This is a genomic window from Kribbella sp. ALI-6-A (assembly GCF_001984195.1).
In the GTDB taxonomy this organism is placed as follows: Bacteria; Actinomycetota; Actinomycetes; order Propionibacteriales; family Kribbellaceae; genus Kribbella.
In genome coordinates this window covers 1,014,602-1,037,184 of record NZ_MTQN01000012.1, presented here as the reverse complement: position 1 = coordinate 1,037,184, position 22,583 = coordinate 1,014,602, and the positions used below count along the sequence as shown (strand labels likewise).

Annotated in this window: 22 protein-coding genes and 1 tRNA gene; 13 read left to right on the top strand and 10 right to left on the bottom strand. The window is 69.0% G+C overall.

The annotated features are described in order from the left end of the window. Positions 1 to 7 precede the first annotated feature (7 nt). Together mobA and BWI15_RS31420 are read right to left on the bottom strand one after the other, a co-directional pair. Positions 8 to 574 (bottom strand): molybdenum cofactor guanylyltransferase, encoded by a 567-nt coding sequence (gene mobA, locus BWI15_RS31425; protein ID WP_077018142.1) that lies wholly within the window; start codon positions 572 to 574, stop codon positions 8 to 10. Further along, the gene (locus BWI15_RS31420; protein ID WP_077018141.1) at positions 574 to 1,365 is read right to left on the bottom strand and encodes a carbon-nitrogen hydrolase family protein; all 792 of its coding nucleotides are present in this window, start codon (positions 1,363 to 1,365) and stop codon (positions 574 to 576) included. Before BWI15_RS31420 ends, mobA begins: the two co-directional genes overlap by 1 nt. Positions 1,366 to 1,468: 103 nt before the next feature. Here BWI15_RS31420 and cobC point away from each other — a divergent pair, with 103 nt between their 5' ends. The 4 genes from cobC (at position 1,469) to BWI15_RS31400 (ending at position 5,614) form a co-directional block, all read left to right on the top strand. Further along, positions 1,469 to 2,518 carry an Rv2231c family pyridoxal phosphate-dependent protein CobC gene (cobC, locus tag BWI15_RS31415; protein WP_077018140.1) on the top strand — a complete coding sequence of 350 codons (1,050 nt, stop codon included), beginning with the start codon at positions 1,469 to 1,471 and terminating at the stop codon, positions 2,516 to 2,518. A 125-nt stretch (positions 2,519 to 2,643) separates the two neighbouring features. Next, entirely contained in the window at positions 2,644 to 3,111 is a 468-nt protein-coding gene (locus BWI15_RS31410; protein ID WP_077018139.1) for a BatC protein, read from the top strand. A 5-nt stretch (positions 3,112 to 3,116) separates the two neighbouring features. Then, the gene (locus BWI15_RS31405) at positions 3,117 to 4,373 is read left to right on the top strand and encodes a cupin domain-containing protein (RefSeq protein WP_237771541.1); all 1,257 of its coding nucleotides are present in this window, start codon (positions 3,117 to 3,119) and stop codon (positions 4,371 to 4,373) included. After that, positions 4,370 to 5,614: a sucrase ferredoxin gene (locus BWI15_RS31400; protein WP_083751124.1), complete on the top strand. Its 1,245-nt coding sequence runs from the start codon at positions 4,370 to 4,372 to the stop codon at positions 5,612 to 5,614. Before BWI15_RS31405 ends, BWI15_RS31400 begins: the two co-directional genes overlap by 4 nt. A 1,188-nt stretch (positions 5,615 to 6,802) precedes the next feature. On the opposite strand, the gene BWI15_RS31395 is transcribed toward BWI15_RS31400, so the two are convergent. After that, complete coding sequence (locus BWI15_RS31395) at positions 6,803 to 7,411, bottom strand: gamma carbonic anhydrase family protein (protein ID WP_077018136.1); 609 nt, start codon at positions 7,409 to 7,411, stop codon at positions 6,803 to 6,805. A 369-nt stretch (positions 7,412 to 7,780) separates the two neighbouring features. On the opposite strand from BWI15_RS31395, the gene BWI15_RS31390 reads away from it, so the two are divergent. Continuing rightward, on the top strand, positions 7,781 to 8,686 hold the full coding sequence (locus BWI15_RS31390) for an aminoglycoside phosphotransferase family protein (RefSeq protein ID WP_202817776.1): 906 nt from the start codon (positions 7,781 to 7,783) through the stop codon (positions 8,684 to 8,686). Positions 8,687 to 8,788: 102 nt separating this feature from the next. On the opposite strand, the gene BWI15_RS31385 is transcribed toward BWI15_RS31390, so the two are convergent. Continuing rightward, entirely contained in the window at positions 8,789 to 10,006 is a 1,218-nt protein-coding gene (locus BWI15_RS31385; protein ID WP_077018134.1) for an MFS transporter, read from the bottom strand. 167 nt (positions 10,007 to 10,173) lie between these two features. On the opposite strand from BWI15_RS31385, the gene BWI15_RS31380 reads away from it, so the two are divergent. The 5 genes from BWI15_RS31380 (at position 10,174) to BWI15_RS39080 (ending at position 13,572) form a co-directional block, all read left to right on the top strand. After that, a tRNA-Ser gene (locus tag BWI15_RS31380) sits at positions 10,174 to 10,262 on the top strand. Between the two features lie 416 nt (positions 10,263 to 10,678). Beyond that, positions 10,679 to 11,524, top strand: a complete 846-nt coding sequence (locus BWI15_RS31375; RefSeq protein WP_083751123.1) for a TIGR04255 family protein — start codon at positions 10,679 to 10,681, stop codon at positions 11,522 to 11,524. Next, on the top strand, positions 11,521 to 12,000 hold the full coding sequence (locus tag BWI15_RS31370) for a hypothetical protein (RefSeq protein WP_077018132.1): 480 nt from the start codon (positions 11,521 to 11,523) through the stop codon (positions 11,998 to 12,000). Before BWI15_RS31375 ends, BWI15_RS31370 begins: the two co-directional genes overlap by 4 nt. 839 nt (positions 12,001 to 12,839) lie before the next feature. Continuing rightward, a complete protein-coding gene (locus BWI15_RS31365) occupies positions 12,840 to 13,052 on the top strand; it encodes a hypothetical protein (protein WP_077018131.1) in 213 nt (70 codons plus the stop codon). A 280-nt stretch (positions 13,053 to 13,332) separates the two neighbouring features. Beyond that, complete coding sequence (locus BWI15_RS39080; protein WP_143466031.1) at positions 13,333 to 13,572, top strand: hypothetical protein; 240 nt, start codon at positions 13,333 to 13,335, stop codon at positions 13,570 to 13,572. A gap of 661 nt (positions 13,573 to 14,233) precedes the next feature. Here the strand turns inward: BWI15_RS39080 and BWI15_RS31360 are convergent. The 5 genes from BWI15_RS31360 to BWI15_RS31340 all read right to left on the bottom strand — a co-directional run bounded on the left by BWI15_RS31360 (position 14,234) and on the right by BWI15_RS31340 (position 18,596). Beyond that, complete coding sequence (locus BWI15_RS31360) at positions 14,234 to 14,677, bottom strand: hypothetical protein (protein ID WP_077018130.1); 444 nt, start codon at positions 14,675 to 14,677, stop codon at positions 14,234 to 14,236. A gap of 140 nt (positions 14,678 to 14,817) precedes the next feature. Continuing rightward, positions 14,818 to 15,576 carry a nuclear transport factor 2 family protein gene (locus BWI15_RS31355; protein WP_077018129.1) on the bottom strand — a complete coding sequence of 253 codons (759 nt, stop codon included), beginning with the start codon at positions 15,574 to 15,576 and terminating at the stop codon, positions 14,818 to 14,820. A 55-nt stretch (positions 15,577 to 15,631) separates the two neighbouring features. Next, entirely contained in the window at positions 15,632 to 16,537 is a 906-nt protein-coding gene (locus BWI15_RS31350) for an RNA polymerase subunit sigma-70 (RefSeq protein ID WP_077018128.1), read from the bottom strand. 4 nt (positions 16,538 to 16,541) lie between these two features. Continuing rightward, a complete protein-coding gene (trpD, locus tag BWI15_RS31345) occupies positions 16,542 to 17,546 on the bottom strand; it encodes an anthranilate phosphoribosyltransferase (protein WP_077018127.1) in 1,005 nt (334 codons plus the stop codon). A 138-nt stretch (positions 17,547 to 17,684) separates the two neighbouring features. Next, complete coding sequence (locus BWI15_RS31340) at positions 17,685 to 18,596, bottom strand: SDR family NAD(P)-dependent oxidoreductase (protein WP_077018126.1); 912 nt, start codon at positions 18,594 to 18,596, stop codon at positions 17,685 to 17,687. 100 nt (positions 18,597 to 18,696) lie between these two features. Here BWI15_RS31340 and BWI15_RS31335 point away from each other — a divergent pair, with 100 nt between their 5' ends. Beyond that, positions 18,697 to 19,542 carry a helix-turn-helix transcriptional regulator gene (locus BWI15_RS31335; protein ID WP_077018125.1) on the top strand — a complete coding sequence of 282 codons (846 nt, stop codon included), beginning with the start codon at positions 18,697 to 18,699 and terminating at the stop codon, positions 19,540 to 19,542. On the opposite strand, the gene BWI15_RS31330 is transcribed toward BWI15_RS31335, so the two are convergent. After that, positions 19,517 to 20,248, bottom strand: a complete 732-nt coding sequence (locus tag BWI15_RS31330) for a glycoside hydrolase family 16 protein (RefSeq protein WP_077018124.1) — start codon at positions 20,246 to 20,248, stop codon at positions 19,517 to 19,519. The two genes, BWI15_RS31335 and BWI15_RS31330, sit on opposite strands and share 26 nt — an antisense overlap. 82 nt (positions 20,249 to 20,330) lie before the next feature. Here BWI15_RS31330 and sigJ point away from each other — a divergent pair, with 82 nt between their 5' ends. After that, positions 20,331 to 21,197: an RNA polymerase sigma factor SigJ gene (gene sigJ, locus BWI15_RS31325; RefSeq protein WP_077019428.1), complete on the top strand. Its 867-nt coding sequence runs from the start codon at positions 20,331 to 20,333 to the stop codon at positions 21,195 to 21,197. Between the two features lie 70 nt (positions 21,198 to 21,267). Beyond that, the gene (locus tag BWI15_RS31320) at positions 21,268 to 22,536 is read left to right on the top strand and encodes an FAD-binding oxidoreductase (protein ID WP_077018123.1); all 1,269 of its coding nucleotides are present in this window, start codon (positions 21,268 to 21,270) and stop codon (positions 22,534 to 22,536) included. Positions 22,537 to 22,583 lie beyond the last annotated feature (47 nt).

Below are 22,583 nucleotides of genomic sequence, written 5' to 3'. Positions count from 1 at the left end.
GACCGGTTTATTCGCCGGGGATGGGATCGTCGAGATCGGCCCACGTGTCGACATCTCGACCGGCCTGCGTCGGCTCGCTCCAGTGCATGGTCAATCCGGCCAACGTCGTGCGCAGCGGCTGGTCCCTGGGGTCTTGTCTTGCCTGGAACGCCGCCGTCAACGCTTCCCGACGGTACGCCGCGACAAGTGGTTGCTCTCGGCCCCCAAGATCGCGCAGGCCGTAGCCGTCGTACTCGCCGATGCCGTCGACCAGGGTCGTCACGTCGTCCTTCGTCAACCAGGGGAGATCGCACGACACCAGCACCACGACGGGCGCCGTACCGAATGCCAATCCTGCCGCGACTCCCGCTACCGGCCCGCCTGACGGTGGATCCTCCCGCGTCCAGTTCACCGCCCGGCTCGTCACTCGTCGCGGGCCGACCACCACCGTCGACTCCGCGGCGATAGTTGCCTCTAGCACCCGATCGAGCAGGGAAACCCCTTCGAGCACGAGCATCGCCTTGTCCACGCCGCCGAAGCGACGCGACGCCCCGCCCGCGAGCACGATGACATCGAACGGCGCGGCGCCGGTCATCAGCGCGGCGTCACCGTGAACCGCCGATTCGCCAGTGACGGGTTGCGCTTGCGCACCTCCGCGAGCCGCTCGGCCTTCAGCTCCGCCGTCGCGAATCCGTCGGCCTCACCGACCGCCGCGACCGCGACGCCCTGCGGGTCGATCACCTGGCTGAGCCCGCAGTACTTCCGCCCGTTCTGCGCCGCCGACGCGACGTAGCAGGTGTTCTCGATCGCGCGAGCGGTCAGCAGAGTCGTCCAGTGGTGTTCCTTCAACGGCCCCCGCACCCACGCGGCCGGTACGACGAGCACGTCCGCGCCGGCATCGACCAGCGCCCGCGACAACTCCGGGAACCGCAGGTCGTAACACGTCATCAGCCCGAACTTGAACTCGCCGATCCGCACCACCACCGGCGCGACGTCCCCCGGCGTCAGCTGGTCGGACTCCCGGTACCCGAAGGCGTCGTACAGGTGGATCTTGCGATAGGCGCCGAGCAGTTCGCCGTCCGCGCCGACCGCCAGCAAGGTGTTGTACGGCCGGTGCTCGTCGCAGCTCCGCTCGAACATCCCGGCCACGATCGCCGTCCCGTGCTCGAGCGCGCACTTGCGCAACGTGCTGACGAACTCGCCGTCCAGCGCCTCCGCCAGCGGGCCCACCGAGCCGCCCTCCACCGCGAAGTCGGCCATCATCGCCTCAGGCAACACGATCAGATCGGGCCCCGCCGCAGCCGCCTCCGCGACCAGCCGCACCACGGCGTCCCGGTTGGCAGCCTTGTCGTCGGAACTGGCGGCCTGCACCACGGCGATCTTCATACCTCCATGGTGCCGCATCCGGCGCCTGCTCGCGGGGGTCGCCGGATCGCTCGCTCCTTGGGCACGTGCCCGGGCGACGGCCGACGGCGGTTAGCCTCCTCGGGTGGCTGTGGACGGATTCGACCTGGACCATCACGGGGACCTCGAAGTCGGCGACGGGCTGGTGGATCTCGCCGTCAACGTGCGCGCCGGGACGCCGCCGCCGTGGCTGCTCGAGGAGATCACCGCCGGGCTCACCGACCTCGCGGCGTACCCGCGGACCGAGGCAGCGACCGCGGCCGTGGCCGCCCGGCACGACTGCGACGCCGGCAAGATCCTGCTGACTGCCGGGGCCGCCGAGGCGTTCGTGCTGATCGCCCGCGCATTCCGGCCACGCCACGCTGTTGTCGTGCATCCGCAGTTCACCGAGCCCGAGTCGGCGCTGCGCTCGGCCGGTCACCTCGTCGACCGGGTCGTCCTCAGCCCGGACACCGGCTTCACGCTCGACCCGTCGAGCGTCCCGCCGGACGCCGACCTCGTGGTGATCGGCAACCCGACCAACCCGACCTCGGTGCTGCACCCCGCCGACACCTTGCGCGAGCTGGCCCGCCCGGACCGCATCCTCGTCGTTGACGAAGCCTTCATGGACGCCGTACCGGGTGAGCCCGAGTCGCTCGTCGCCGCCTCGATTCCGGGGCTCGTCGTGATCCGCAGCCTCACCAAGACCTGGGGGCTGGCCGGGCTTCGCGTGGGCTACGTCGTCGCCGCCCCGCACCTGATCGAGCAGTTGGCCGCCGTACAGCCGCATTGGCCGGTCTCCAGCCCAGCCTTGGCCGCCGCGATCGCCTGCAGCACCCCGCGCGCCGGAGCCGAAGCGCACCAAGCCGCCGAGGACTTCGAGAGGCAACGCGCTCACCTTCTCTCCGGCCTGCTCACGCCGTACGGCGAGACGTCGGGCTCCACGCCGCTGTCGTACGGCGTCCCGCGGGCACCGTTTGTCCTCGTCCGTGTCGACGGCGCCGACCGTGTCCGCGAGGCGCTGCGGCAGCGCGGTTTCGCCGTCCGTCGCGGCGACACCTTTCCAGGCCTGGGCCCCGACTGGCTGCGCATCGCCGTACGCCCGGAGCCGGTGACCGACGCGTTCCTCAAGGTCTGGTGGGACGTGCTCGGCTGACCTCCGTCGCGGCATCGGCGAACCGCCGCCGAACTGCCGGGTGCTTGTGATCCGCCCAGGGGTTTACCCCTGCTGGACTTTGCGCACAGGGTGGGCACACAAGTACCCGCGAAAGGAGCAGCATCATGGGTCTCAACGACGATGACATGACCACCTCGTCCGGCGACGGTGAGGGCTTGGCCGATGGGGGCGCGACCCCTGGTGCGAACGACGGCGGTGCGGACGGCGGTGCCGGTAACCAGGCCACGCCGGGCGGTGGGTACGGCGGCTCGCAGGAGGGCCCGGCCGACGGCGGTGCCTCGGCGGGGGTGAGTGACGGCGGCGCTGACGGTGGCGCGGGCGGTGGCGAAGGCCCGGCCGACGGCGGGGCGGTGCCGGGTGGTACCGATGGTGGTGCCGACGGTGGCGCCGGTTCGGAAGGTCCCGCGGACGGCGGAGCCTCGCCGGGCGTCAGCGACGGCGGTGCTGACGGTGGCGCCGACAGCGGTGCCGGTGGCGGTAGCGGTGAGGGACCGATGGACGGCGGAGCCGACCCGAACGCGGTCGACGGTGGCGCGGACGGCGGTGCCGGCGAAAGCTCCGGAAGTCGGTGAGCGCGGTGCCGGAGACCGGGCCGCTGCCGGACAGCCGCCCGGCTCTCCGGCGCTGCGTCGCCGGAGACCTGGAAGAATTCGGGAGCCACTACTGGGGGCGCCGGGCGCTGCTCTCTCCCCGCGAAGAGCTGGCCGCTGACTCCTCGGCTGATGCCGACTTCGGCGACCTGTTCAGCCTCGCCGCGGTCGACGAGCTGCTGTCCCGCCGAGGACTCCGTACGCCGTTCCTGCGCATCGCCAAGAACGGCGCGGTGGTCGGCGACAACCAGTTCACCGGCTCCGGCGGGGTCGGTGCGGAGATCGGCGACCAGGTCCGCGACGACAAGGTCGCCGCGCTGTTCGCGAGCGGGCACACCGTCGTACTGCAGGCACTGCACCGCACCTGGCCCGCGCTGGTCGACTTCTCGACGCAGCTGTCGTCCGACGCCGGGCATCCGGTCCAGATCAACGCGTACGTCACGCCGCCGGAGTCGCAGGGCTTCTCGGCGCACTACGACGTGCACGACGTCTTCGTGCTGCAGGCCGCGGGTGAGAAGCACTGGACCGTTCACGAACCCGTTCATGTCGACCCGCTCCGCAACCAGCCCTGGACCGACCACTCCCAGGCCGTAGCGGCCGCAGCGCGCGAGCAGCAGCCGGTGGTCGACGCCGTACTGCGGCCCGGCGACGCGCTCTACGTGCCGCGCGGGTTCCTGCACTCGGCGAAGGCACTCGGCGGCGTCAGCGCTCACCTGACAGTCGGCCTGCACACGATGACGCGCTACCTGCTGATCCAGGAGCTCGCCGCGCTGGCCGCCAACGAGGTCGAGCTGCGCACAGCCCTGCCGCTCGGGTTCAACCCCGGCGACCCGGCTCAGCTCGCGCCCGAACTCGACAAGGTCGTGGCCCTCTTCGCCGAACACCTGAACACCGCCTCCGCCGAGGACCTGGCCGACCGCTTGCGTCGCCGTACTTGGTCCGGCAACCGCCCGGCGCCGCTCGCCCCGCTGGCCCACGCTGCGGCGATCGCCGATCTGAAAGTCGGTACGAGGCTCCGTGTGCGCCCGGGCCTCAAGCACCATTTGGTTGCGGGCAATCCGGTGCGCCTGCATCTGCCCGACCGCACGATCACGTTCCCGCCGGAGACCGAGGCCGCGGTCGCGGCGGCGTGCTCCGGTGCGCCGTTCGCCGTAGGTGACCTGCCGGGCCTGCCTCCTGAGGACCAGGTCGTCCTCACCCGACGCCTCATGACAGAAGCCGTGCTCGTCGAGAGCCCTACGTGACCCCACCCGAACCGCTCCGCCCGGAACGGACCGCGACTTCACCGCCCAGCCCGGCCGCCCCCCAGCGGTCGGGCTCGCCCGTCGAGCCCCGCTACCGCCCCGAAACCGGCTGCGCAGCCTCCGCCGAACGCCGAGGCGACGAGCTGTTCGCCTCCGCGCCACCGGCCGAACGCTGGCTACTCATCGAACTCAACGCCCCCTGGCCCCGTGTGGCCCTCACCGCCCTCCACCGCTCCAAGTCACCCGAGCGGGACCCGCGTAGCACCGCGCCGCCCCGCGCCATCCCGCCTCGCACCACGCCGCCCGACGCCCTCCCGCCATCCTCTCCTGACGACCTCCCCACCGAACTCGCCCAACTCTGCACCAAACTCCGCTGCCGCCCCGTCCTCATCCGCCGGCACGGCCGCGCGACGGCGGACACCCCCCGCCGCTGGTTCCTGGTCGACTCCCGCCCCGGCCAGGAATCCATCCGCACCGGCGAACTCCCCACCGACGAACACCTCCTGTCCGTCCTCACCGGCGCCGACCCCGGCACCCCCAGCACCGACCCGATCTACCTGATCTGCACCCACGGCCGCCACGACGCCTGCTGCGCCGTCCGAGGCCGCCCGGCCGCCGCGGCCCTCACCGCCGCCTACCCCGACCGAACCTGGGAATGCAGCCACATCGGCGGCGACCGCTTCGCCGCCAACCTCGTCTTCCTCCCCCACAGCCTCTTCTACGGCCACGTCCCCGCCGAGCAAGCGGTCCCGCTCGCCCAGGCCTACGACCAGCGCCTCATCAACCCGACGTACTACCGAGGCTCAGGCGCGCTACCCCCGCCGGTCCAGGCCGCCCAACACTTCGCCAGACAGACCGGCCACTCCTCGTCTCTGGACGCACTCCGCCCAATCGCAGTCCGCGAAGAATCCCCAGACCACTGGTCCATCACTCTCGCCACAGGCGCCGACGACCCCACGCCCGCCGCCCCCGAAACACCGTCCGCCAGCGATTCCGCCCAGCCCAGTGACGCCCCGGCACCCGACGCCGCCATCTCAACGCAACGTCGTGACCCTCCACTCACCAACGCCAGCTCATCTGCCGCCGGCACCTCGAAGCCGCCCGACCGCCCCCAAGCAAGCTCGACAGTGACCGTCAACGCGCGATCCGAGATGGTCACCGTCGACGGCCAGATGACCTGCGCCGCCCGCCCTCCCGGACGCTTTCGCCGCTTCCGGCTGGTGAGTGTCGTCGACGACTGACGAGCGTTCGCGCCCTCAGCGAGCTGTCGCCAACGACTCATCCGAGCCACTCAGACGGGTGGCCGGGGCCTCAGCTGCCGGACGGTCGACAGCCGGCCCTGGCCCAGCCCCGCGTGCCCCGGCCAAGTCCTCTCCGCAACGCCAGCGCCTGCTCCGATCGGTCGTACGCCGACTCGGCGCCAAGAGTGGACCTGCACAGCGAGGGCCTCTTCCCCGCCCGCGACCTGCGAGGAGAGGGCTTGGTCGACGCGGGCACGATCTCGGGAGCATCAGCAGTGCAGCCAGCCCAGACACGCCGCCCACGTCGCCCCCGGGAACGACAGAAGGGATGCAAGCGCCGCCCACCTCGCCCCCGGAAACGACGGAAGGGATGCAAGCGACCTACGGCGCGACGCGACGCCAAGACGCCCGCCTGTGCTGAGGCTCGTCCCCGACCTACATCGGCGTCGGCGACCGTGCCGTCTCGGGGGCCGGCGACGGCAGCACGGCGAAGGCCGCGCGGTACCGGGACGCGACCGAGGAGGTCAGCTGCTCGCCCAGGCCCGCCCGACGTAACCGCGGCACTCAACCCGCGATGGCGTTATGCGAACCACCGATCCGGAGCACAGCAGCAACTCGATGCACGCGGCGACTCGGCGCCTTGTGCCGCCGCTGATCACGGCAGGAGTCAACCGTATGACGTCGGTGCGGTGCCGAGTGCAGATCCCTTACAGAGCAGGGCTCTCGTGCACGCTCATGACCGAACCGGGAAGGCAGCGCGCGTAGCAGATCGGCGCATTAGCGCATCGCGGCGGGTCGCGGTGTTCGGGGCGAAGACGGCGGCCTCGGCCGCGGTGAGCGGAACCGACCCACCGGTCGGCGGCACCGCGACAGCGGCCCCGCGCTGCAGCAGTCAGTGCGACGCGACCGTTGGACAACTGGGTGCGCGCAACGGAAAACGGCGCTGGGGTGTTCCTGCGGACAGGATCGCCGCGAGCCTCGGTGTAGTTGGGCTGGTCGGCGACGGTCCCTTGCCGATCGACCCGCCGAGCGCGCCGGGACCGGTCAGCGACGCTTCGGACCAGGCACGATCCGCGGCGTTCCGGCGACGGAGCGGATCGGCGAAGCCCGACCACGTCGCCGTTCCAGCGCAGCGCACCGGCTCGGCTGGATCAACTGCCGGGCGACCAAGCATCGCCCGCGATGGGTCTAGTTGCTCGGGGAATCGTCGATCAAGCGGTCCTCCTGGTGGGATCCGTAGTACGCCGACTGGCGCGCCATGATTTCTCGCATCGGCGTGCCACGCGGTACGCCGTACACCGTGCCGGGGAAGTCCAGCGGTTCCTGGGCAGCCCAGAGTTCCTCGTGCCGGTCGGGCGGGAAGAGCTCGGCGGGGTTGCCGGCGGCGATCCAGCCGATCGGCAGGACCGTTCCGGCGGCCAGGTGGGAGTTGACGTGCAGGACGCTGTTGATCCGCAGTTCCGAGCCGGTGCCCGCGACGGAACCTGGGAACAGCGCGGCGCCCGTGGCGAGGAAGACCTCGTCCTCGACCGTGGCGCCGTTCACGTGCGCGTGGGGTCCGACCAGTACCGCGTCGCCGATCAGCGCGGGATGGTCGGCCCGGCCGCGGACCAGGGCGTTCTCCATCACCACGCAGTTCGTCCCGAGCCGGACTTCGCCGTTCTCGGCGGTCAGTACCGCGCCGTGCAGCACCCGGCAGCCCTCGCCGAGCACCACCGCACCACACAGCACCGCCGACGGCGCGACGTACGCCGACTCCGGCACGACCGGTCGCCGGCCGCGATGTTCCAGCAACATGGCTTGTCCTCTCTCGTGGATCACCACTTCCCTTCTACCCGACAGCCGCTGACGAAAGTCCCTCCAACGCCCGGGGACCTCACTTCCCCGGGCGGCCATCGCCGTACGGCCGTCCACGTCGGAGGTGGGAGGTTCGGCCGCTCGGACGAAGGTCTGAGTTGGAAAGAGGTACCGCGCGCTACCCGGAAAACATTAGAACACCTGTTCGAAGACACGCAACAAAAGCTGACACCTCAAACAGTCGTGTCGCAGGACATCGGTGACAGTTCGGCGGTGACACTTCCGTAGCCGCCCGCCCGGCTTGCCTCCTGTTGACCGACTCCCCAAACCGGGTTGACAGCGGACGGGCCGACCGCTCCGATGGGGCTCGTGAGTCCCCGCAAGGTCTACGCCGATCAGACCGACATCGACACGCGGCTCGTCCGCGAGTTGGTGGCCGCTCAGTTCCCGCAGTGGGCCGCCTTGCCGCTGGAGCGGGTCGACTCCGGTGGATTGGTGAACGCGATCTACCGCCTCGGTCCCGACCTGTCCGTACGGCTGCTGCTCCGCCCCTCGAACACAGACATAGTGCAACGGGAGCAAGCGAAACTCGCGGCACTCGCGCCGTTTCTGCCTGTGGCCATCCCTTCTGTCGAGGCGATCGGCTCACCCACCGACGCGTTCCCGGGCGAGTGGTCCGTCCACCACTGGCTCAGCGGTACGCACCCGTCCCCCGACGCGCTCGCCGACCCACACGGGCTGGCGACGGACCTCGCGGCGTTCGTCGACGCGTTCCGGCGGATCGACCTGCCAGACCGGCCGCCGGCGTATCCGGGCGAGCGCCGGACTCGCGCTCCGATGGCCTCGATGGACTCCTCGACGCGGAAGGCGATCGGCGAACTGGATGGCCTGATCGACACTCGCGCAGCGCTGGCGTCGTGGGAGGAGTCGCTCGCGGCGCCGTACGACGGGCGCGAGGTGTGGGTGCACTCGGACCTGACGCCTAGCAACTTGCTCGTGTCGGTGGAGGGTCGGCTGACCGCGGTGCTCGACTTCGAGACGTGCGGTGTCGGCGATCCGGCGTGCGACCTGTTCCCCGTGTGGTACCTACTGCCCGCGAACGTCCGCGACGAGTTCCGTGCGGTGCTGGACGTGGACGACGCGACGTGGCTCCGCGGACGCGGGCGCGTGCTGTCCCAGGCCCTGATCGTGTTGGCGTATCACAAGGACACCAACCCGGCGCTGGCGAACGATGCGCGGCACGCCATCGGCGAGGTGCTCGCAGCTCCTCAATGAGGTCTCTGAGCTGGCGACCGACGCGCCAACTCCCGAGTCTCACAGCCGGATAGGCGTTCCACCAGCTCGGTCAGCCGCGTCAGCCACCCGCTCGAATCGAGGTCAGCGGCGCTGGGCCGTGGCGTCCGGAAGTACCCGATCCAGCGCGACGAGCGTCGCCGCGGCGGCCAGCGCCAGCGCGGAGATCGCCAGCCACGGCAGCTCGTGCCCGACCACGAAGAGCTGGGCGAAGAACACCGGTACCAGCACGCTCGCGAAGGTGAAGGAGTACTGCCAGTACGACAGGTACTTGCCCTGCCCCCGCTCTGGCGCCACCGACGCCGCCAGCGCGTTCCCCGTCGCCGCGTGCAGCACGTCACCGGCGGCGAAGACCGCAGTCGCCAGCACGAGGCCCGGTACGACCAGTCCGGCGGGGATGTGCAGCAGACCGGCCATCAGCAACCCCCAGACTGTCCACAGCAGCCCGGCCAGCACCATCACGTTGATCTTCCGCCGCTTCTCCGTATGGCGAACCACCAGCGTCTGCCCGGTCGCCAGTACAACGGACACCGCCGCCAGCAGTACGCCGACCAGCCACTTCGGCGCGGGCAGGGCTTCGCTCACGTAGACCGGCAGCCCGACGCCCATCACCATCGTGCAGAGCGCCAGGATCGTGTTGGCTCCGATCAGCACCAGGAACGGCTTGTCGCGCCGCAGCAGCGGCGCCGGACCGGTGTCCTCAGTGGGCCGAGCAGTGTGGTCCGGGTGGATCCACAGCATCAGCACGCCGGCCACGAAGAACGTCACGGCATTCAGGGCGATGGCCAGCAGGAACGGCAGGTCCCCGTCGAGTGTCAGCAGCGCACCGGCCGCCAGTGCGCCAAGGCCGAACCCGCCGGCCTGCATCATCCCGCCCAGCCCGAACCAGCGGTCGCGGTCGCCCGGGTCGGACACATCCGCCAGCAGGCTGAACACCGACGACCAGAACACCCGCTGCCCGGTAGTGGTCAGCAGAGCGCACAGGAACAGCAGCCACTCCGACCGCCCGAAGAAGAACCCGACGAACGCCAGCCCCTGCGCGAACTGAGCTGCCGTCACCAGGTTGCGCGGTCCGACCCGGTCGATCACCAGTCCGACTGCTGCCGGCGCCGCCACGGAGAACAGCGTCGCCACGGTCAGCAGCACCCCCGCCGTACCGAGTGGGATGTCGGCGACCCGAACGAAGAACAGCAGCAGCAACGGGCCGGCGCAGCCCCCGCCGAAGGAGTCGATGGCCAGTCCGACCAGCAGTGGAACCCGGCCGCGAACATTGGGCAGTCCGAGGGACGTGGCTGTAGGCATGAGAAGGCACTCCGATCTCGGCCGCCGAGCCTAACAACCCGCCCCCGCCGAGCTCCACGCCTTTTACCGCCGCGCCGATCCAGAGCCTCACCGAGCGCACCTGACGGGCCCTGGACCCCCACGCGCTATCCTCGACCCTCGGCGGGCCCGTACTGCGGACCTCGCCTGGAGGGCTCGCATAGTGGCCGAGTGCGCTGGTCTTGAAAACCGGTATGGCGGGTGACCGTCATCGTGGGTTCGAATCCCACGCCCTCCGCCCAAGGCCCCCGAGAACCGCCTCTGACCTGCGAGAACACGCGTCTCCGACTCGCGAGATCAGCTGTCCGGCTGTGACCGATCGCGTCCGCGAGAACCGGCTGGTTTCGGCTACTCGTGCAGAATGCGTGCAATGCCCCGGCTGTTCCAGCCTCTTGCAAGTCGGGTCATATGGCTGGAACAGGCGGGGGTGGGCGACGATGTCCGCCGCGATCAGCCGCGCTAGGGGACAGTGGGTCTGGTGGTCTCACTCATCGATGTGAGCCGAGATCGCGCTGCAACCGGTAGGCGTTCTTCGACTTACGCTAGGTCGGGCCGGGTCCTGAGCTCGATGCTGTAGGTGACCGAACCTTGACACGCTACCGTACGGTGACCAGCACATACGCGTAGCATTGACTTGAGGGGCAGGTGGGCTGCATGACCGAACAAGCACCGTCATATACGCGGGCTTCAGACTTGCCGCTGTTTGAGCGCCCGCCAGTGACCGAAGTCAGCATGGGCGTGTCCTTTGAGGGCATCAAGGTGAGGGCGATCGACCTTGGCGAGCTGCGGCGACGGTTCGTCAAGACCCATCCCGTCGTCGAAGAGCACCCGCCTGTTCCGCTCCAGGTTGAGCGGTTCGGTCGCGCAGCCCGGCCCGGAATAGAATTCCAGTTCATGGACTTTCCACCGATACCAATGGTGGTTTTCTTGGCAGAGGATAGATCGAGTTTGATCCAGGTCCAAGGTGACCGTTTCCATTGCGCCTGGAGGCGCGTCCAGGATGAAACTCCGTATCCCAGGTACGAAAGCTTCCGAAGAGATTTTCTTGCGAATCTCCAGGCTTTCTGCGCGCAGATTGGTCATGACGAGCTACCAATCACTCAGGCCGAGATCAACTATGTCAACGACATGCCAACCGACGGCACGGAGCGGCCGGATACGTTGGCAAACTTGCTGCCCCTGAGTGGGCGTAATAGAGGAAATGCCGTCAGCGTTTTGCCGGAGATTTCCATGGTGAGCACTTCTCAGCACTTCACTATGAAGAGCGGGGAGGGGGTCGAGTATGCTCGCCTGCACATTGCTGGAGAGCCACTCGCTGCGAATCCCGACACGGTGCGCCTAACGTTTACTTACCGCGGAGAGCCGGGCGGGCGAACCTCGGGTGCATCCATGCTGGAGATGATTATGGGATTCCTAGACGAAGGTCACGATCAGATCGTTCGATCATTCGCGGTAAATACGACTGCAGAGGCGCAGAAGAACTGGGGGAGGGCTCAGTGACGATTGCGGCAGAATGGCAGCCTGTGGGCTGGGATTTAATCCGTGGCAGGCTGAGGTTTGCGCGGGACCTGTTCGCGGTGGCCATACGGCCGAAGGTCGATGTATGGTCGGACACCCAGATTCCGCATTGGGTTACGCAGGTCATTGAGCGGCTTAGGACCGTTCTTGCGTTGGAGAAGGGCTGGGATGGTGCCCAGGGGGAGCCGGTCAGCGCTGAAGCCTTTCAGATGGCGCTCACCGTCCTCTCGGAAACCATGTCGCCTGATTCGATTGCGCCGCATGTCGTCCCGACGGCGGATGGTGGGTTGCAGCTGGAGTGGCATTGTGCCGGCGTTGATCTAGAGGTCTATGTCGAGGCTGACGGACGTGTCTCGGCCTGGTGTCAAGAGGGCAGCCGGGAGTGGGAGGAAGACTTCTATCCCCGGGCCCGGCTCGCGAAGGAACTCAGCCTCCTAATCGGCAAGTTCTGCGACTGAATCCGTATGCCTGACGACGACGGGACCGTGGCGGATAGTGACGTCCTGTATCGGCGGATTCCTCCAAGTCAGGCACCGTTCGATGCGAACCGGAATCGCCGGTTTCCGTCATCGGCCGCCCTGCTCCCCTCCTCCGGGGACACTGAAGTCTCCGTCTATTCCGGCGCAAAGTTGACGGAGATCGGCTTGGTGCCTTTGGACGTCCTTGAGGCGCACGAGCAGCATGGGTTGTTCTGCTTCACCGCTTTGGCAGCGCGAGAGGCTGGATATGGGATTAAGAGTGACCCAGTGATCGACAGTGAGCGCCCCCTCAAGGTGGACAGTGCGCATGTAGTACTGACAGGAACACCAGCTGGCAGCAAGCAGAAGAGAAACTGGCCCGTGCGCTGCTGGGGAGTTCCACGGTAGAGATATTGAAGGATCCGCCCGAGGATGACGGCTAAGGCGCACGTCTGCCGGGTCCACGCCGGGGATCATCCCTATGGATGCCAGCGTCCGCGGCGCTGGCGGACACTGTTGAACAAGCTTTCACAGGCAGCGTTCGGGCCACGCTGTCAACCTTCGGGCGCCGGCGAGGTCCCCCTATGTTCCAGCGACGCTCGCAACCCGGAGGCTGGAACTTGCTGGGAACTCGCCCCCGGGCATCGAGGCGGTGAGCACCACGCTTGCTGTACCGGATGCCGAGGGTACGGGGGACAGCACACGCGGGCCCCTGTCCCCCTGAACCGGCTGCAAATTCGCAGGTCAGCGCGCTGAGGGGGACAGGGGGACAGCGGGGACAGTAACGTCCCCCAACCAGCATCGAACATCTGTTCGAAGATCTGAGCTACCGTAGAACCATGCTTGGACGCTTCTTCGTGCGGCCATCGGCAAACGGTGACGGCACCTTCGGGGTCTGGGATGGCGCCGTCAACGGCTGGCGCGGTAACGGTCTGACCGAGCATGCCGCTTCGCAGGTGAAGGCAGACCTTGACGTGCAGTTCAACGCGCACGGGCCCCGGCCGGCTCGCGACGTGCGGCAGATCGATCCTGCGAGACCGGTGCGGTGCTGAACCGCATCTACGCCAAGGTGCTCGACGGCATGGAAGGCCAAGCGATGGAGGCGATTGACGCCAAGTACGGCAACTGACCGACCGGGCGCACGCCGGCCCCCAACCCGTAGTTCCGGTTGGGGCCGGCGCTGGTTTGAAAGCCTGACGAGCGGCATCCTCAACCACTCGACCACCTGAGCGAGAATTGGGTGCGCACCTGCTGCCAGCTTGGAACCCCACGCTCCCAGCCGACGTCACAGCCCCGTCGGGTGCTGGAGCCCTGATCGGAACGGAGCGGCGCATGAGCCTGGCCGAAGAGTTGGTGAAGCAGATCCCCACCGCAGCTTTGGGAATTGCCGGCATCGCGGGAACCTACTTCGGCGGCAGAAGGACTCAGCGCGAGGCGCGGCAACACGCCCGACTCGAATCGATCTACGCCGAGTTCCTCCGCCTCTTCAATCAGCACAGCAACTGGGTGCGAGACGCCGCCCGATCTGAAAGGGCCCTCTGGATTGGGCCAGGGGCTACGAGGAGAAGATAGACAAGCTGTTTAGCGAGTTGCAGTTGTACGGGAGTAAGGACGTCACGGACGACGTCCTCGCCATCATGCGACTCCAGGCTGAAGCAACGAACCTGGTCCTGGCGTGGGTCTCTGAGGGGCGGACGGAGGAGGCAAGACTAGAAATGGCGTCCGCACTGGATGCCGTTGACGATCGAACCGCGAAGCTTGTTCGGACGATGCGCGCGGATCTTGCAGTGCCCCGTCTCCCCCTCAGCCGGCGTGTACTCCGGCGGCTCCGTCGCGGTACGAATGCCGCTGACTACGGTCGCCAGTTGCCACCTTGATATGTGGATGCGGACTGCCGATCTGCGGGCCACGGGGCCGTTGCAGTGGCGGCTGTGCTCTGTCCTGCGGTCCGTCGTTTTCGGCTCAACGTGCAAAATACGTGCAATGGCGGGCCCTCGATCCGGTTATCGGCGGGAGGTTTCCGCAGGTCAGACGCGTGTTGAAGTTGTAGGGCGCCGTGGTCTTGAAAACCGGTATGGCGGGTGACCGTCATCGTGGGTTCGAATCCCACGCCCTCCGCCGAAGGCATCTCGAAACGGCCTGTGACCTGCGAAGACACCGGGGGAAGCGACCGAAGCCGGCCGCCGCCTCGGCGGCCGGCTCACTGGTCAGTTCGAGCTCATTGCGGTCAGGGTCAGGGGTTGTCCGACCGGTAGACGCCCCAGTAGTGGATGCGCTTCTGGCTGGTCCCGCTCAGTGAGTAGAACTCGATCCGATATGTCCCCGACGGCAGATAGGAGAACTCGCGGGTGAAGTAGCTGCGGGTGGTGCTGCAGCTGATCGGCTCGGTGACGGTTTGTACGACCCAATTGGTCCCGATGCGCTCCTGCAGCCGGACGATGAACCTCCCCGTCGAGGTCGCGCACGACCGCTGGAGGTGGATCTTCAGGTAGCCGCTTCTGGAGTTGCTGAACGCGGGACTGTGGACGCTCTGCGTGAAGCTGTACGTCACGCCGTTGTTCGTCGCCAGATAGACCGACGCTGCCGCGGCGGGTTGTGCGTTCCCGGCCACGCCGGCCGACAACCCCAGCATGAGCGCCGGGATCACGAGAAACGATCGCAGGAGATTCTTCACCATTCGAGCTCCGTTGGTTGTGCGTGGTTGGCCGTGGGGCGGCTTTTCACTGCGCGACGTTACGAGCGGCCCTTGTCACCGCGCTGCCCGTACTCCGCCCGTACCGGCCAAGGATCGTTGCCGAGGGCGCGAAACGATCGACGTCACCGCGGGAACGACAGGTGCTGGTGGATCAACTGCCAGCCCTCGGGCCCGTGCCGGAAGACCCGGGTGGCTCTCGACTCCGACTCGACGCGGCCGTCATCAGTCTCCGCAGTGACGTGATCGATGCCCCAGGCAACGGCGAGATCGTTTCGGGCGATGATCGTGTGGTCCGGAGTGGTGAAGGTCGCCGGGGTTTTCAGGCCCTCGGCACAGACCTCACGCACGGCGTCGCGGCCCGCGTACTGGAGTGGGCCGGCGTGTTCGTAGGAGACGACGTCGGGGGCGATGGATCCCATCAGGCCGTCGAGGTCGCCGGCGGCCGTCTTCGTGGTCCAGTCGTCGAGCACCTCACGGACGGCGGACTCGCCGACCGGCGACGGGATCTCGTCGTGCGGGAACGAGTGGTGCTCGTGCGTGACGGTCCAGCGGCCGTCGAGCTTGCGCAGGCCGATGGTCAATCGCAGCCGGCGGTCGGCAGTCTCGTCCGGCATCCCGCACTTGAGCAGCGCGAAAGCAAAGGCGACATCCGAACCGGCGGTGATCTCCAGCGACACCAGCTCGAACGACGCGCCCGTGGCCTGCCACTCGAAGAAGCCCGGCCACGTCTCCTCGTACGCCGCCAGCCCCCGCACCCCGTCGTACGGCGGTGGCACGTCGAACATCACGATGTCCTCGGAGTGGTCGGCCAGCACCGTGGCCAGGTCGCCGGCGTGTACCGCGGCGACCCAGCGCTCGATCAGTTCGCGAATCTCGTCCATCTCGGGTCCTCTCGTACGGGGTTGTCAGCACTGGAACCCCGCCCGGACCCGAAACTCATCGCGGCAGCGAAGCCGGCAGCCCGTACGACGGGAAGTCGGCCTCCAGGAACGACACGACCTCCGTGATCGCCGAGCCGCGCAGCGTGACGACGTCCAGCCCGCACGGCTCGAACCGCCCGTCGACCAGCCGGTACGTGCCGAACGCGAGCTGCCCGTTCGCCCGCGCGGGTATGAACCGCCACTCCGACCGCAGCGGCCCGTCCAGCAGGAACCCGCGAATCCCGGCGTGCCCGGCGTACCACTCCGGCAGTGGTGGCATCGAGTACTTCGCGTCCTCGGTCAGCATCGCGACGATCGCGTCGACGTCACGCGCCTCCCACGCGGCCACGTACCGGCGGGCCACCTCGCGCTGCCCGTCCTCACCGAGCGACGCCAGGACCTGCTGCTGGGTAGCGCCGGCGCCGACCACCTGCCGCGCCCGCTGCAGCGCACTGTTGACCGCAGCAACCGTCGTGTCGAGCTGCTCGGCCACCTCCCGCGCCGCGAACGCCAGTACGTCGCGCAGCAGCAGCACTGCCCGCTGCAACGGCGACAGCTGCTGCAGCGACGCGACGAAGGCCAGCTCTACGCTCTCCAGTGCCACGACCCGCGCCTCCGGGTCCAGCGAAGCAGTCCAGGCCAGCCGGTGCTCCGGCAACGCCTCCTGTACGGCGTCCCCGGCCGGCACGTCCCGACGCCCTCGGCGCTCGATCAGCGTCAGGCACCGGTTGGTGGCGATCTTGTAGAGCCAGGGCCGCAACCCGCCGCGGTCCTCGAACCGGTCGATGGCGTTCCACGCGCGCAGCAGCGTCTCCTGCACCGCGTCCTCGGCGTCGTGGTCCGAACCGAGCATGCGGTAGCAATGCGCGTGCAGCTCGCCACGCAGCCGCCCGACGAGCTGCCCGAACGCCTCCTGATCCATCCGGTCAGGCTATGCCGACCCAGCGGTCGAGCGTCGCCGCAGCTGCTCCGCTGTCGATCGCAGCGGCGCACTGCTCCAGACAGGTCTCCAGCGATCGCCCGTCGGGCAGTGTGCTCAGCGCAGCCGCCGCATTGAGCAGTACGACGTCCCGTACGGCGCCAGGCTCACCCGCCAGCAGCCGCCGTACGACGGCCACCGGGTCCGGGTCGCACAGGTCCGCCGGGGCGCTCAGCGGGATACCGACCGAGCGCGGATCGAAGACGGCCGAGCTCACCGCGCCGTCCCGGACCGTCAGCACTCGCGACGGCCCGGTAGTGGTCAGCTTGTCGAGGCCGTCCGAGCCGCGCACGACCAGGACCGAGCAGCCGCGCTCGGCAAGCACCGAAGCGACCACCGGCAGCATCCGCTCGTCCGCCACCCCGATCAGCCCGTGCTTCGGGTCTGCGGGGTTGATCAGCGGCCCGAGCACGTTGAAGGCGGTCGGGACCGCCAGCTCACGGCGTACGGCGCCGACGTGACGCAGCGCCGGGTTGTACTGCGGTGCGTGCAGGAAGGCGATCCCGGCCAGCCGGACGGACTCCGCTGCGGGCAGGTCGAGCGGCACACCCAGTGCCTTCACCAGATCGGCCGAACCGCCAGTGCTCGACGACGCTGCCCTTCCGCCGTGCTTCACCACAGCCGCCCCGGTGGCGGCGACGACGATCGACGCCATTGTGGAGATGTTCACCGCACCCAGCCTGTCGCCGCCGGTGCCGACGATGTCGATCAGCGGTCCCGGGACCCGCACAGGAGTCGCGGCGGCTCGCAGCACCGCCGCCAGCCCAGCGATCTCGGCCGGTGTCTCGCCCTTGGCGCGCAGGGCGACCAGGAAGCCCGCCACCTGAGCTGACGACGCCTCGCCGGCCACCACGCGGTCCATGGCCCAGGCAGTGTCGTCCGGCGTCAGGTCGTGACCGGTGAGCAGGTCGGTGATCAGGCCGGACCAGGTACGTCGAGCGGTGAGCGCCATGGGGTTCCTCGGTGGGTGCGGGGTCGCCCCGACGAGGAGATACAGCAACGGCCGCCTCGACGAGACGGCCGGTGAGCGCGCAGCAGAAGGGGGCCGTCTAGGAGACGGGCCACCAGCTGCTCAGGCGCGCGGACATGCTCAGACTGTAGCAAGCAGCCGCTCGCCCAGGTCCCAGAGCCGGCTGGCGTTCGCCGGGTCGAGCGCGAAGGGTGCCACGCCGCCTCCGAACAGCGGCGGGCGCTCGGTCCGGAGCTCCGCTTCGGCGCAGTCCTCGAAGTACCGTCCGCCGATCCGCTCGACCAACGGAGAGGCCGCGGCGAACACAGAGGTCGCAGCGCCTTGCTCGACGGTCTTGCGGCGCTCTGCAGGTGTCCTGAGCCCACCGGTGTGCTGCTGCAGGTTGGTGGCGATCGCACCGGGATGCACGGCGTTCGCCCTGATCCCGTCGGTCGCCCAGCGTCGGTCCGCCTCGACGGCGAGCAGCGCAGTGGCGGTCTTGGACTCGCCGTACGCGGTGACCGGGTCGTACTGGCGGAACAGATAGTCGTAGTCGTCGAAGCTGAACGGTGCGAACAGGTGCGCGTTCGAGCTGAGCGAGACGATGCGGGATCGGCCGGAGTGGGCCAGCGCCGGGTACAGCCCGGTGGTGAGGGCGAAGTGGCCGAGGTAGTTCACAGCGAACTGCAGCTCGTGGCCCTCCGGCGTACGGGTGAGCTCCGGTGTCGCCATGATGCCCGCGTTGTTGATCAGCAGGTCCAGAGGCCCGTCCCACTCGGCAGTGAACGAGCGAACCGATCCAAGGTCCGACAGGTCGAGCCGGCCGACGGTGACGGAGCCGTTGCCGGTCGACTCCTTCAGCTGGGCCGCAATCCGCTCACCAGCCTCGACGTTCCGTACGCCGAGCACCACTGCGGCCCCGTGAGCGGCCAGGGCCCGAGCGGTCTCCACTCCGACACCGGAGGTCGCTCCGGTGACCAGTGCGCGCCGATCGGTGAGGTCTACGCCGGCCAGGACTTCGTCGGCGGTCGTGCTGAATCCAAAGGTGGTCATGCGTCGAGGCTGGCTCGCCGAAGGACGGCGGAGAAGGCCCTGCTCACACTGGTATCAGCAGGGACAGGATGAGCGGAGTACGGCGACCTACTCTGGTGCCATGAGCAATCTCGGCGAGTACCTGAAGGTGCGCCGTGAGCGTCTGCGGCCGCAGGACGTCGGACTCCCCGGCGGCAGCCGTCGACGGGTGCCCGGTCTGCGCCGTGAGGAAGTCGCGCTGCTTGCAGGGATCAGCGTCGAGTACTACCTGCGCCTCGAGCAGGGCCGTGACCAGCATCCGTCGGACCAGGTGGTGAGCTCGCTGGCTCGGGCGCTCCAGCTGGACGCGGATGCCGAGTCCTACTTGAAGAAGCTGGCCGAACCGGCCAGGCCGGCGAGGCGCCGGGCCCCAAAGCCGGAGAAGGTCGGTGCGGGAGTCCTGAGCCTGATCGACAGCTGGCCGACGACTCCGGCGCTGGTGCAGGGTCGCTATCTGACGACACTGGCCGCCAATCCGCTGGCTGTTGCCCTCAGCCCCTACTTCGCGCCGGGCGTGAACTCGTTGCGAGCGGCGTTCCTGGAGCCGGAGATGCGGGAGCTCTACCGCGACTGGGAGGGCATGACCGCCAAGGCTGTCGCCTACCTGCGCTCGGTGATCGCCGACTCGCTCGACGATCCGCGGCTGCTGGAGCTGATCGGAGAACTGAGCGTGCACAGCGAGCGGTTCCGAATGCTCTGGGCACGTCAGGACGTACGGCTCAAGACGAGCGGGCTGACACAGCTGAACCACCCACAGGTCGGTGCGCTCGACCTGCAGTACGAGAAGCTGGCTCTGCCCGGCACAGGCGGCCAGATGCTGATCACCTACCACGCTGCGCCCGGTACGCCGTCCCACGAGAAGCTGGAGCTGCTCGCTCACCTGGCAGCCGAGCAACCAAGCGTCAGCCCCGTACGTAGTCCACGGTGAAGCTGGGCACGAGGTGGTCGTCGGAGCCGGTCGACCAGTCGGGAAAATCGAAGACGGCGAGCATCAGCTGCAGCGGATAGGCGGGCGGCGCGGGGCAGCGGCGTACGGGCTGGTCGTCGACGAAGAACTCGGCCTGCTCGGCGGTCCACTCGACGGCGTAGGTGTGGAACTCGGCGACGTCGATCGGGAGCCGGACCGCCTCGAAGTCCTCGGGCACCGACGGGTCGCGGAAGCTGTGCAGACCCATGCCGACCGCGGCCGAACCCGGTTGCAGCGCGTTACCGAAGACCTCCATCACGCAGATCTCCGCGCAGCGCTCGGGCCGGTCCTCGAGGCCGACCATCCACAGCGACACCATCGAGCGTGGGGACAGGTCTGCCCGGGCGCGGAGCTCGATGCGGCCGAAGTGGGGCGTCCAGCCCCAGAAGGGGTCCTGCTGCTCGCGGACCACCAGTCCGTCGCGGTACGGCTGCTGGCCGACCGTGCTGCCGACCGGGCCCGAGTAGTTGCCCGACTGGATGCCGGAGACGCGCAGTGGTGGTTGGTGATCGTCGGCGCACCAGAGGCCCTGGTCCGGTGGGATGAACAGGCGCAGGTGAGAGCCGTCCAGCTCGTACTGGGCCGCCGAGGCGGCGCGGGAGCTCCAGTGCGGCAGGTAGTACGGCGACCACACGGTGGTGTCGAGCTCAGTGCCGTCGAACTGCATCACCCCATCATCGGTGCGGCTGTCACGCGTGTCACGGCCCGTACGTCGGACTGGTGGAACCTCGTGGACGGAGACTGTGGCGGTGGATCACCAGGACGAGCTGGCGCGCCGGTTCGAGCAGGACCGTGGACATCTGCGGTCGGTCGCGTACCGGATGCTCGGCTCGCTCAGTGAGGCGGACGACGCGGTCCAGGAGGCTTGGCTGCGGCTGAGCCGGTCGGACGTCAGCGAGGTGAGCAACCTGACCGGCTGGCTCACCACGGTGGTCTCCCGGGTCTGCCTGGACATGCTGCGCTCACGCAAGTCCCGGCGGGAGGACCCGATCGACACCTGGGTGCCGGACCCGATGGTGAGCCGGCTGGACCCGGAGGAGGAGGCGCTGCAGTCCGACGCGGTCGGGCTGGCGCTGCTGGTCGTCCTGGAGACGCTGTCGCCCGCGGAGCGGCTCGCGTTCGTGCTGCACGACCTGTTCGGGGTGAGCTTCGACGAGATCGCGTCGATCATCGACAAGAGCTCGGCGGCGACCCGTCAGCTGGCGAGCCGGGCACGCCGCCGCGTCCAGGGTGCGCGGACAGGTGACGGCGATGCCGGGCGGCAGCGTGAGGTGATCGAGGCGTTCCTCGCGGCCTCCCGCAGCGGCGACTTCGAGGGCCTGCTCGCCCTGCTGCACCCGGACGTCGTACTGCGTGCCGACGCGGGTGCCGTTCCCGCCGACGCGCTGGCGGCGTCCCGGCTGGTCCGCGGTGCCCGGGAGGTCGTCGAGCAGGCCCTGCTGTTCGCGCGGATGTCGCCGTACACGCAGGTGGCGACAGTCAACGGCGCACCCGGCGTGATCACTGTGCTGAACGGCGAACTCTTCGGCGTGATGGCGGTCGAGGTCCGCGACGGCCGCATCGTCGAGATCAACATCCTCGCCGACGCCGCCCGGCTGCGCGCCCTGGAAAACTAGCTCGCCTGCCCTGTCGATTTCGTTCTCCCTCGCTCGACGTACCGGTGAGACCAGGAGAACGGAGTGGGGCATGAGCGTGCAGGTGGAGCAGGCAGCGGGCACGGACGTCGTCGCGGGGCTGCTCGGCAACGGGTTCAACGGCGCGATCCACCGGCCGGGCGAGGCGGCGTACGACGAGCTGCGGCGGGCGATCGTGCCGACGTTCGACTCGCGGCCGCTGGTGGTGGCCGAGGCGTTCGGGCGGACCGACGTGCAGGCGGCGGTGCGCACGGCCCGCGAGTACGGGCTGCCGATCGCGGTCCAGGCGACCGGGCACGGGACGCGGGTGCCGGCCGACGGCGGAATCCTGCTGCGGACGTCCGCGATGACCTCGCTGCTGATCGACCCGGAACGCCGGATTGCGAAGGTCGGGCCGGGCGTGCGCTGGGGCGCTGTGCTCGACGCCGCGGCGGAGTTCGGGCTGGCCGGTCTGGCCGGCTCGTCGCGCGACGTCGGCGTCACCGGCTACACGCTCGGCGGCGGCATCGGCTGGCTGGCCCGCAAGTACGGGTACGCCGCCGACAGCGTGATCCGCGCCGAGGTGGTCACCGCCGACGGCCGAGTCGTCACCGCCACGGCTGACGAGCACTCCGACCTGTTCTGGGCGATCCGCGGCGGCACCGGCAACTTCGGCATCGTCACCTCGCTCGAGTTCCGCCTCTACCCGGTGCACGAGGTCTACGCCGGCATCGTCTACTTCGAGGCCGCCGCCGAGATCCTGAAGGCCTACCGCGACTGGACCGCGACGATCCCCAACGAGCTGAGCACCGCCGTCACCCTGACGACCCTCGACGGCCGCCGCGTGCTCGGCCTCAAGGTCCTGTACTGCGGAGACGCCGAGCTCGCCGAGCACCTGCTCAAGCCCCTCTACGCCGTGGCCGGCCCGGTCGTCGCCGGTGAGCTGCGCACGACCACCTTCGCCGAGACCGCGATGGGCGGTACGCCGGCCCGCTACCTCGACCTGGTCGACGAGTTGCCTGACGACCTGCTCGACGCGCTTGCGACGCTCGACGGCCCGACGGTCGAGATCCGGCACTGGGCCGGCGCGATGGCCAACCCGGGCCCCGGCGCGGGACCGGTCGCGCACCGCGAGGCGCCGTACTCGGTGATCATCGACCAGGAGGTGCCCGAGCTCGCCGAGGTCCTGCGCCCGACGGGCCGCACGTTCGTCAACTTCCTCGCCGACCCGGCCCGCGCCGCGACGGCGTACTCGAGCGCCGATCTCACCCGGCTGCGCGCGGTCAAGCGCCGCTACGACCCGGACAACCTGTTCCGCCTGAACCACAACGTCAGACCCTGAGAACGGCGAAAGGGCCCGGACGTGATGTCCGGGCCCTTGCGGCAGGG